This window comes from bacterium, from assembly GCA_030655055.1.
Lineage (GTDB): Bacteria > Edwardsbacteria > AC1 > AC1 > EtOH8 > UBA5202.
On the sequence record JAURWH010000237.1, the window covers coordinates 1 to 10117 of the forward strand.

10 protein-coding genes are annotated in these 10117 nt (G+C 55.8%); all 10 read right to left on the reverse strand.

Annotation, left to right across the window (positions count from 1 at the left end; all coding sequences use genetic code 11):
- Positions 1-630 (reverse strand): tRNA lysidine(34) synthetase TilS (tilS, locus tag Q7U71_11210; GenBank protein MDO9392323.1); only part of this gene is annotated, 630 nt, incomplete at its 3' end.
- 110 nt (positions 631-740) lie between these two features.
- A complete protein-coding gene (murJ, locus tag Q7U71_11215; GenBank protein ID MDO9392324.1) occupies positions 741-2303 on the reverse strand; it encodes a murein biosynthesis integral membrane protein MurJ in 1563 nt (520 codons plus the stop codon).
- Positions 2304-2791: 488 nt separating this feature from the next.
- The gene (locus Q7U71_11220) at positions 2792-3388 is read right to left on the reverse strand and encodes a MerR family transcriptional regulator (protein MDO9392325.1); all 597 of its coding nucleotides are present in this window, start codon (positions 3386-3388) and stop codon (positions 2792-2794) included.
- A 340-nt stretch (positions 3389-3728) separates the two neighbouring features.
- Complete coding sequence (locus Q7U71_11225) at positions 3729-3929, reverse strand: winged helix-turn-helix domain-containing protein (protein MDO9392326.1); 201 nt, start codon at positions 3927-3929, stop codon at positions 3729-3731.
- A 110-nt stretch (positions 3930-4039) separates the two neighbouring features.
- Positions 4040-5389 carry a tetratricopeptide repeat protein gene (locus Q7U71_11230; GenBank protein ID MDO9392327.1) on the reverse strand — a complete coding sequence of 450 codons (1350 nt, stop codon included), beginning with the start codon at positions 5387-5389 and terminating at the stop codon, positions 4040-4042.
- A 240-nt stretch (positions 5390-5629) separates the two neighbouring features.
- A complete protein-coding gene (locus tag Q7U71_11235; protein MDO9392328.1) occupies positions 5630-7093 on the reverse strand; it encodes a glycosyltransferase family 2 protein in 1464 nt (487 codons plus the stop codon).
- 198 nt (positions 7094-7291) lie between these two features.
- Complete coding sequence (locus tag Q7U71_11240) at positions 7292-7870, reverse strand: ADP-ribosylation factor-like protein (protein ID MDO9392329.1); 579 nt, start codon at positions 7868-7870, stop codon at positions 7292-7294.
- 15 nt (positions 7871-7885) lie between these two features.
- On the reverse strand, positions 7886-8392 hold the full coding sequence (locus Q7U71_11245) for a roadblock/LC7 domain-containing protein (protein ID MDO9392330.1): 507 nt from the start codon (positions 8390-8392) through the stop codon (positions 7886-7888).
- 164 nt (positions 8393-8556) lie between these two features.
- Positions 8557-9480, reverse strand: a complete 924-nt coding sequence (locus tag Q7U71_11250) for a thiamine pyrophosphate-dependent enzyme (protein ID MDO9392331.1) — start codon at positions 9478-9480, stop codon at positions 8557-8559.
- A gap of 74 nt (positions 9481-9554) precedes the next feature.
- Positions 9555-10117: transketolase C-terminal domain-containing protein (locus tag Q7U71_11255; protein ID MDO9392332.1), on the reverse strand; the 563-nt coding region annotated here is incomplete at its 5' end.

The window sequence follows — 10117 nt, forward strand, 5'->3', positions numbered from 1 at the left end:
GGGCATCAGCTGATGGCGGACCCGGTTGCGGAAGAACTTTGGGGAACTGTTGGATGCATCCCTGCGCCCGGCCAGTTTGAGCTGTTCAAGGTAGGCTTCAATCCTCTCCCGGCTACAGCTTATAAGAGGTCTGACGTATGTCCCGTTGACCAAAGGTATCCCGGCCAGGCCGCTTAAGCCGGAGCCCCGGATCAGGTGCATAAGCACTGTCTCGGCCTGGTCGTCCAGGTTGTGGCCGGTGGCTATCTTGCTGCATTTTTGTTTTTTTGAGACATCCAGCAGGGCCGCCCGCCTCAGCTCCCGGGCCGAGGTTTCCAGGGAAAGCCTGTTGTTCCGGGAGTGTGCTTTGACATCCACATTCACGGTGATCATCCTTACCCCCCAGCTTTGTGCCAGCTGCCTGGCCCAGGCGGCATCGGCTTGCGAGGCTTTTCCCCGCAGATGATGGTCAATATGGCAGGCGGTCAGTTTGAACCCCAGTTCTCCGGACAATTCGTTCAAGAGGTGCAGCAGGCACAGGGAATCAGGGCCGCCGGAAAAGGCCGCCAGCACGTGGTCCCCGGGGCTGATCAGCTTCCGGGAGGTTATCAGTTCTTTGACCTTTGATCTCAGGTCTTCTTTTTGTTTCATTGGAGTAGATACCTATTAATAGCCACTAAGACACTAAGGCACCAAACTTTTAAATCGTTAATGGTTATTTATTATTGATCTTTGTGGCTTCGTGTCTTTGTGGCAAAATTTTACAGCGGCTTCTCCGGTTTGGTGGCCGGACGCAGCATCTTGAACATCTCCATCAACTCGGCTATCCGGAACAGCCGGGCCAGACCCAGATAGGCAGCCCCCAGCCCCAGCATCATGGCCGCCAGGTAGAATATCTTGGGACCCAAATGCCCGCCGTCCACCCAGCGCTGCCAGCCAAGGCTCAGGCCCCAGCCCAGCAGGCCGACCAGGATCGAGGCCGCCGCAGTTTTCAGGAACACCGGCAGCAGCAAACTCAGTTTGATCTCCCGGACCCGGGACCGGATCAGCCACAGGCTTAAAAGCGCGATCAGGGTATAGGCCGCGGCGTGCCCCAGGGCCAGCCCGTCCACCCCCAGCTTCCCGATCACCAGCAGGTTAAAGCCCGAGTTGAAGGCATTGCCGATGAGATTGAGTACCATCGGGGTCTTGGTGTCCTGCAGGGAATAAAAGACCCGGTTGAGGAACAGGTACAGGGTGAAGGAGAACAGTCCCAGCGAATACAGGGACAGCACCCGGGCCAGCATTATGCTGTCGGCGGTGTGGAAGCGTCCGTGCTGCATCAGCGACTGGACGATGGGAAAACTGCAGGTGATCAGCACCGCCATCGACGGGATGATGCATAGGGCGCTCCAGCTTATTCCCCGGCGGACGGAGCCGGCAAAACTTTCCCACTCCTTCTTCACCGCCAGGTGGGACAGACCCGGCAGCAGCACCGTCCCGATGGACACCGCCAGCAGGCCGTGGGGCAGGATGTAAAAGGCAAAAGCGTACTGCAGGGCCGAGACCCCGCCCTGGATGCCGATGGCCAGATTGTTCTGGACGGTCAGGTTCAGCTGGTTGAAGGCCACGTAAAGGATGACCGGCAGGGAAAGCTGAAAGGTCTTGACCACCGCCGGGTGCTTGAAGTTGACGGTAAAGTGGTATTTAAATCCGCTGCTTTTAAGGCCGGGAAGGAGCAGCAGCACCTGGGCCAGCACTCCGAAGGTGGTTCCTAAGGCCAGCCCGGCCGGGCCGAACCAGGGGAAAAGTTTGTAGGCAAACAATGCCGCTATGACCACCAGGTTGTTGGCCACCGGGGCGTAGGCCACCGCGGCGAACTTTCCCCGGGCGTTAAGCACGCCCCCGCCGATGGCCGAAAGCCCGTAGAAGAATATCTGGGGGATGAAGAACCAGAAGAAGAACAGCACCTGTTCCCGGGTGGCGGTCTGGGCCTTCAGTGTCTGGATGTAGACCAGGAAGGGCGAGGCGGCAAAGCAGACCAGGGTGGTGGCGGCCACCACCAGCAATCCGGCGTTGATCACCTGGCTGATGTTGAGCCAGGCCTGCTTGGGCTCGTGTTCCGAAAGCTGCTCCACTATCACCGGAATGAACACCGCCGACAGGATCCCGCCCAGGATCAGCTCGTAGACCATGGTGGGAAGCACATGAGCCAGGTTGTAGGCGTCGGCCAGCGGGGTAAAGCCCAGCACCGCCCCCAACACCGCCCATTTTACGAACCCGGTCAGGCGCGAGAACAGGGTGCCCAAGGACATCCCGGCTATGGATTTCAGGGTTTTGCTCATGGATAAGATTATACCTTATTTTGGCCTGAGGCTCAATTGTTTTTTAAATAATAGTGCTGGCGAAAAAGCGGTGGGAGGGCCTCCCCTGCAATGGAAAGGAGAAATTGGCTTCGTTTTGCAAAACACTCATTTGGGAGCTGCCCTCCATCTGAACATCTGATGCCGTGTCAAGTGATGCCGGGTCAAGACTACTGCCTTCCCTTACTTTGGCAATCCCCCCCCCCATAACTTAAGTAGTATTGCTAAAAACCCGGGGGAGCTTATCGCCGCCAGCCAATCGGTGGAAATACAAGAGGTTAGAGGCTGCCAGTCCTTCTCCGACGTCTCCCTTTCATTCGGTAGTTTTCGAACGAGTAGATTGTTGAACGTTTTTCCGTAGCGACCATGTATTTACGTCATTTTTAAATTGGATGCCTGGAAATTGGGTTCGTTTTGGAATATTTATTATCGGGTTGCTTATTGTCTCGGATTTCCCCCATAAAAGGGAATCACTTCGAAACCTCGGCCCTGGTGTCATTGATAAGGTCTCGTATTGCGCGGGCCGCTTTTCTCAGCGGCTCAAATGCGGCACCTTCGTCGCCGCCATCGGCCAACACGGTGTTTATAGCCAACGTCAGATAATCGGAAAACGGAACTGTGACGAATGCCCGGTACCGGGATTCCGCCAGCACCCGTTTGCGGAATTCACTGGAATTCATGTAGAAAGCTTTCGGACCCTTGAACATGATGACAAGGTAATAGTCCCGCCGCTCGGTCAGTGCAACAAGGGACACGGTTTCGTAGGCATTGATCGTCGGATCATGGTCCAGATTATAAAAATCATCATTTCTCATATCATCCAGCACGCACTTGATGGCATCGGCGGCCATGCCGATCTCTTTCATGGCTGCGATCATCATCAGGGTGTGGATGTCGAGAATGGAAAAACGACGCCATCCCTTGTTGGCCCGGGACCGCTGGTGGGTCAACAGGCCTGCCTGGTCCCAATCATGAATATTTTTTGTCGTCAAGCCATTGACGCATTTTGCGGCCTTTTCAAAGGTGAACGACCGTTGGCGCAGGAGATTCAATTCCGAATATATCATATATTACCGTTTTGTTTGTTTTAAATACTTAATCATATATTATTCATGTTATTCTAAATTACTAATACTATTTATAATATTACCTTTCGGTTGGATTTTAACATGTTTCAACGAATATGTCAAGGGCGCTGTAGATATTATTTTTCATAAATACTTGCCAACGAAACGGTGCAGACAAACTTTCCCCGGATTACGGGTAAAAATAAATACCTCTGCGTTTATAACCGCAGAGGTTAACCAGTTTGAAGTATCCCGCAGGGGCGTTTTCCCAATCGCCCCTGCGAAATAACGTGATCCATTAAATAAACCCTCTGGGCCTCAGTGTCTCTGTGCAAATCCCCTATTTCAATCCCACCAATGTCTGCGCCTTGTCGGGGGTGAATTTGACCTTGCCCTCACGGGCCAGCCAGCCCAGGGACAGGTAAAGCTGCTTGTCGTTCAGCTTGGCCAGTTTTTTAAGGGAGCTGAGGTTCTGGTCTCCCTTGGCGCTAAGCACTTTCCAGACCGCCCCCGCATTTTGGCCGATGATCGCAGTCCACATTTTGGTTTCCTCCTTCATTTATATGGTGAAAAGCGGATGCAACCGGGTAATATCCTCTTCAGCAGTCCGGAGGTTATATTCTTTACAGATAATATGCACCTAGTGGCAATTCATGAATTGCCACCACCGCTATCAATCCTATCAACCCATTTCTTAAGGCCCAGCCTTAAGAAAATATCCCGGGCCGCTTTTATCTCGTCGGACAGCCCCATCACCAGGCCGTAATAATATCGTGCCTTGGCTATGTCCAGCGGCTGCTTGACCGATTCAAAGACGGCAATGGCTTCCCGGAATTTTTCGTCCGATCCCTCTATCCGGGCCTGCAGCAGCAGAGCCTCCGCCCGCCCGGCCTTTGAATTAAGCTGTCCGGACAGATCAATCGACCTCTCCGCATATTCCAGGGCCAGGGAGGGATCTTTGAGGGTCAGCTCCAGTTCGCCGTAAAAAAGACAGACCTGGCGCAGGACGAACTTGTTCCCCACCTCCCCTGCGATCTTTTCACTCCTGACCAGGCAGGCCCTGGCTTCATCATATTTACCCTGCTTCAGGTAGATGTTGGCGGTATTGACCAGGCTTATGGCCTGGCCCGGCCGGTCGCCGGTCTCTTCCTCTATCTGCAGGGCCCTGGCATAATAGTCATGGGCCTTGGGATAGTCATCCAGGATGCCGGCCACGCTGCCCATGTTGTTAAGGCTGGGAGCAGCGCCCTCCCGGTTGCCTATCTCCTCCCATATCCTTACCGACCGGCCGAAGTACTCCAGGGCCTTAAGATAATCGCCTCTGCGGTAATAAACCGTGCCGATGTTGTTGAGGCTGGGGGCCTGGCAGTGCCGGTCGCCTATCTCCTCCTCTATCTGCAGGGCCTTGACCAAATATTCCAGCGTCTTGGAATAATCGCCCAGGTTGCCGTGGATCAGGCCGATGTTGTTCAGGCTGGTGGCCTGGCCCTGCCGGTCGCCGAACTCCTCCTCTATCTTCAGGGCTTTTTCATAGCATTCCAGAGCGACAAGATAATCTCCCCGATGGTAATGGACAAAGCTCAAATTGTTGAGGCTGTGCGCTTGTCCCGTACGGTTGCCGTTCTCCTCCTCCAGCTTAAGGGCCTGGGAAAAATAATCCAGGGCCTTGGGATAATCCCCCTGGGTGCCGTGCGCCAGCCCGATGTTGTTCAGGCAGGTGGCCTGTCCCTTTTTGTCGCCCAGCTCCCGGTAAAGCGAGTGGGATTCCATGGCCGAGTTCAGCATCTCGTCGTATTTGCTGACGGAATTATAGACATCGCTCAACTCCAGGTGGTAATCCGCCTGGAACTTTTTGTGCCGGAGCTTCCCGGACAGGGCCAGGCCCCGGCTAAGTCCGCTTAACGCCCGGTCGTACCGTCCGACCAGGCTAAGCACCTGGCACCGGTTCAGCAGGATGTGGAGTACCCGGGAATGTTCAATGTGGTGTTTAGGGGTTTTCATTTGACCTGTAGATTGCTTTTTAAACGGATGAATTGGACGGTTGTAATTCCCGACAGATTGGAATACTGACTGTTTCAGTATTAAGAATACACCTAAAACCCAGCAAAATCAAGGTCTTTTTTGAGCACTCCTCCTTCTCAGGGAAAACAAAACCCCCTCTCCTGGCTTACCGGGAGAGGGGGTTGTATCTGGATGGTGGTTGAGTGCCCCGCAGGGGTGCATCAAAACCACCGGCCATATCTAGCTTCTAAAACTATGCGCCACCGACAAGCTTCCCACGAACAAGAAACCCAGCCAGTACAACAATAAGAACGGCACCGAGGCCAGCTGCATGTGCTCAAAAGCGTACCACAAGGCCGCCGAGGTGTAGACCACCAAAAGCAGTTCCAGCACCACCGTCAGTTCGAACTTGGCCTTGTATTTCTTTCCGGACCAGCCCTTGGGCTTGCCCAGGGTCAGGTTGTACTTGGGGGTGCGGGCAAAGGCGCTCTGGCGGTTGAACAACGCGCTGAACACCGCCTTGGAGTTGATCACCGACAGGCCGATGGCCCCGGCCATCAAAATGGGCAGAAACAGGATGCGGCGGCGCCAGTCGGGATAGATCTCCTTTTGGGCGTAGATGTAGAAGATGGGATAGCTGAAGGCGCAAATGGTGAAGACCGTGGCCCCGATGAAGAATCCCCGGGAGGCGGCCTGGGAGACCTTGAGGATCATCATGGGGAAGGACAGCAGGGTCACCATCAGCATCACCGGGAAGACGATGTGGTTGGTCAAATGGACGGTGGCCTCCCACTTGCGCAGGCCGGTAAGCTTGGGATCGCGCCAGATCCGGGGCAGAAGTTTTTTGGCGGTCTGGATGGCCCCCTTGGCCCAGCGGTACTGCTGGGCTTTGTAGCCGTGGACCTCCTCCGGCACCTCGGCCGGACAGACTATATCGTTGACGTAGATGAACTCCCACCCGGCCAGCTGGGCCCGGTAGGACAGGTCCATGTCCTCGGTCAGGGTGTCCTGCTGCCAGTCGCCGGCGTTGACTATGGCCTCCTTCCGCCAGACCCCGGCGGTGCCGTTGAAGTTCATGAAGATGCCGGAAGAATTGCGGGCCCCGTGCTCTATCACGAAATGGGCGTCCAGCCCTATGGCCTGGCCCTTGGTCAGGAGCGAGGCCTGGCCGTTGATATGGCCCCAGCGGGCCTGCACCAGGCCGATCTTGGGCGAGGAGAAGTAGGGCATCATGTTCCTGAGGAAATCAACCGGGGGCACGAAGTCGGCGTCGAAGATGGCCAGGAACTCGCCCTGGGCCACGGCCAGCCCGGCCTTAAGCGCTCCGGCCTTGAATCCGCTGCGGTCGGTGCGGTGCAGGTGGACGATGTTGATCCCCTGTCTGCGGTACTTTTCGGCCAGCTGTTCGGCGTGCTCCCTGGTCTCGTCGGTGGAATCGTCCAGCACCTGGATCTCCAGCTTGTCCTTGGGATAGTCCAGGGCGGCCGCCGAGTCAATCAGCCGCTCCACCACATACTTCTCGTTGTAGATGGGAAGCTGCACCGTGACCGTGGGCCATTCGGTGATCTGGCAGCGGACCTTTTGGCGGTTGATCCTGTTCTTGCGGTAAAGATAGACCATCAGATATGCATGGAAGGAGTACACCGAGAGCACCAGCATCATCAGGCAGTAAAATACCAGCAAAAGGATATCGTAGGTGGACATGGTCTTGTTATATGATAAAATTGAACATTTAAATTCCAAATAGCCACAAAAGGACTATAGCCACAAAGACACCAAGACACTAAATAATATTAACAAATTACGGTAAACATAAAATATCGGCTACACGAAGAATGGGTCCCTAAGATATATAATTCCCTTTGTGCCTTTGTGTCTTTGTGTCTTTGTGGCAAAAAGAACCTAACTGAGGTTCTTCAGCACCATCTTGGCCACCGACTTCAGGGTCTCGAACACCCCGTAACCCTGGTGGGCCACCGCCTCCATCTCCGGGGAGTTGAACTTGTTCAGCTGCCCCCGCATCTCCTCCACCGAGGCGATGTTGGGCAGGTCCCTCTTGTTGTACTGGATCAGGAAGGGCATGGTCTGGATGTTCAGTCCGTACTCCGCCATGTTGTCCTGGAGGTTGGCCATGGATTCCATGTTGGCCTCCAGCCGCTCCACCTGGGAATCGGCCACGAACACCACCCCGTCCACGCCCCTCAGTATCAGCTTGCGGCTGGCGTTGTAGAATACCTGACCCGGCACGGTGTACAGGTGGAACCTGGTCTTGAAGCCCTTGATGGAACCCAGGTCCAGGGGCAAAAAGTCGAAGAACAGGGTCCGGTCCAGCTCGGTGGCCAGGGAGATCAGCTTGCCTTTGGCCTCGGGCGCCACCTTGGTGTAAATGTGCTTGATATTGGTGGTCTTGCCGCAAAGGCCGCATCCGTAGTAGACGATCTTGCAGTTGATCTCGCGGGATGAATAATTTATTAAAGACACTTTTGGCGCTCCCGGCTACTTAAAAAGGTTATCCAGCTCTGATTCGGCCTCGGAGGCGAAATCGGAGCCGAAATTTGAACCCGACAGCGGCGGGGGCTGGGGAGATTCCTCCAGTTTGGCGAAGATGGCCTGGAACATCTTGATCAGCTCGGCCACGGTCTGCTTGGTGCGGACCCGCACCAAGCCCAGGGTGGTGCGCTGGTCGAAGATCACCGCCAGCATCACCCGGGATTCGATGGAGGCCACGTAGATGTTCTGTTTTTCCCCCTGATGGAACAGGGTGGAGAATTCCTTCTCCCCCACCAGCATGGCCAGCTGGCTGGTGGCCGCGAAATCGGCGGCCGAGAGCGAGGCGAACGAGGTGGTGTCCAGCTGGCTGATATCCCCGGCCGTGGTGATCAGCTGGCCGGCCTTGTCTATCAGCAGCACCGCCAGGGAATTGGTGTTCTTAAGGAGCTGGTTCAACAGCTCATTAATAGACCAAAAATCGTCCTCGAATACGTTTAAATTTTCCACCGGCACTTTAATTCACCTCGTAAAATTTCTTCTTGTTGAGGCTTGGGCAACCTAATTACTGATCTCTGTTTCCTGTTTCCTGTCATCTGATCCCAAGTCCCTGCCCCTGATCCCTTTTCCCATTTATCTATTTCCCATTTACCTAATTTCCAAGTTATCTGTTCCCCAAGTTACAAGTTGCACTTTTTGCCCAGGGTCTCCCAGCGCAGATCGATGTCCTTCTGGATCTCTTCCAGGATGGCCTGGTTCTCCGGGCGCTTCAGGTGGCGGAACCGCTCCTGCTGGAACATCCATTCGGTGATGGGTTTTCTCTCCTTGGGGGTGTAGTTGATCTTGTACTTGCCGTCCTCCACCTCGTACAGCGGCCAGAAATTGGTCTCCACCGCCAGCCGTCCCAGCTCGGCGGTCAGTTCCGGGGGATAGCCCCAGCCCAGACGGCAGGGCTGCAATACTGCGATGAAGGCCGGGCCGCCCTTGGCCAAAGCCTTTTCCACTTTCTTGGTGAAATCGGACCAGTTGCCCACCACGCTCTGGGCCACATAGGGAATGCCGTGGGCCGCTATGATCTCGGTCAGGTTCTTGCGGAACTGGACCTTGCCGGGTATCTTTTTGCCGTTGGGGCTGGTGGTGGTGGCGCTGCCCTTGGGGGTGGCCGAGGAGCGCTGGATCCCGGTGTTCATGTAGGCCTGGTTGTCGTAGCAGATGTAGAGCATGTTGTGCCCGCGCTCCATGGCGCCGGACAGGGCCTGCAGCCCGATGTCGTAGGTGCCGCCGTCGCCGCCAAAGGCCATGAAACGGATGTCCTCGGTGACCGTGCCCTGGCGCTTCAGCGACTTGTAGGCCGCTTCCACCCCGGAGATGGTGGCCGCCGAGTTCTCAAAGGCGCTGTGGATGAAGGGCACGTCCCAGGCGGTATAGGGGAAGATGGTGGAGACCACTTCCAGACAGCCGGTGGCGCAGGTGGCCACTACCGGCTTGTCACCGGCGGCCAGCAATGCCTGGCGGGCCACGATGGTGGCTCCGCACCCGGCGCAGGCCCGGTGTCCCCCGGTGAACTTGTCGCCCCGGGCTGCCAGTTCTTTAAGATTTGCCATTTTTATATTATCCTTGTAATAAAATTCTAAATTCAGAATTCAGAATTCAAAATTCTGCCTTCCGCTTTTTGTATTTAGTCCCGGACCCCCAGGTAGCTGACCGAATCGGCCTTGACCTTGCCTGCCTTCAGGTCCATGAACAGGCCCTCGATCTGCTCCATGTCTATCTCCCGCCCGCCCAGGCCGTAGATCACGCCGGCGATCTGGGGCTTTTTGGCCGAGCCGTAGAGGGCCGAGCGGACCTCGGTGAACACCGGGCCGCCGAAACTGCCGATGGAGTCGGAGCGGTCCAGCACCGCCACCGTCTTGATGTTCTCCAGGGCCCTGGCGATCTCCTCGGTGGGGAAGGGGCGGAAGACGCGGACCTTGAGCAGGCCGGCCTTGACCCCCTGTTTCCGCAGCTTGTCTATTACCACCTTGGCGGTGCCGCAGGTGGAACCCAAGGCCACGATGGCCACTTCGGCGTCGTCCAGCTGGTATTTCTCGATCAGGCCGTAATTGGTGTCGAACTTCTTCCCAAATTCGGCCCCCACTTCCTTGATGACCTTCAGGGCGTTGTTCTGGGCGTCCACCATGGCCCGGCGGTGTTCAAAATAATAGTCGGTCAGGTTGATGGCCCCCACGGTGAAGGGCTTCT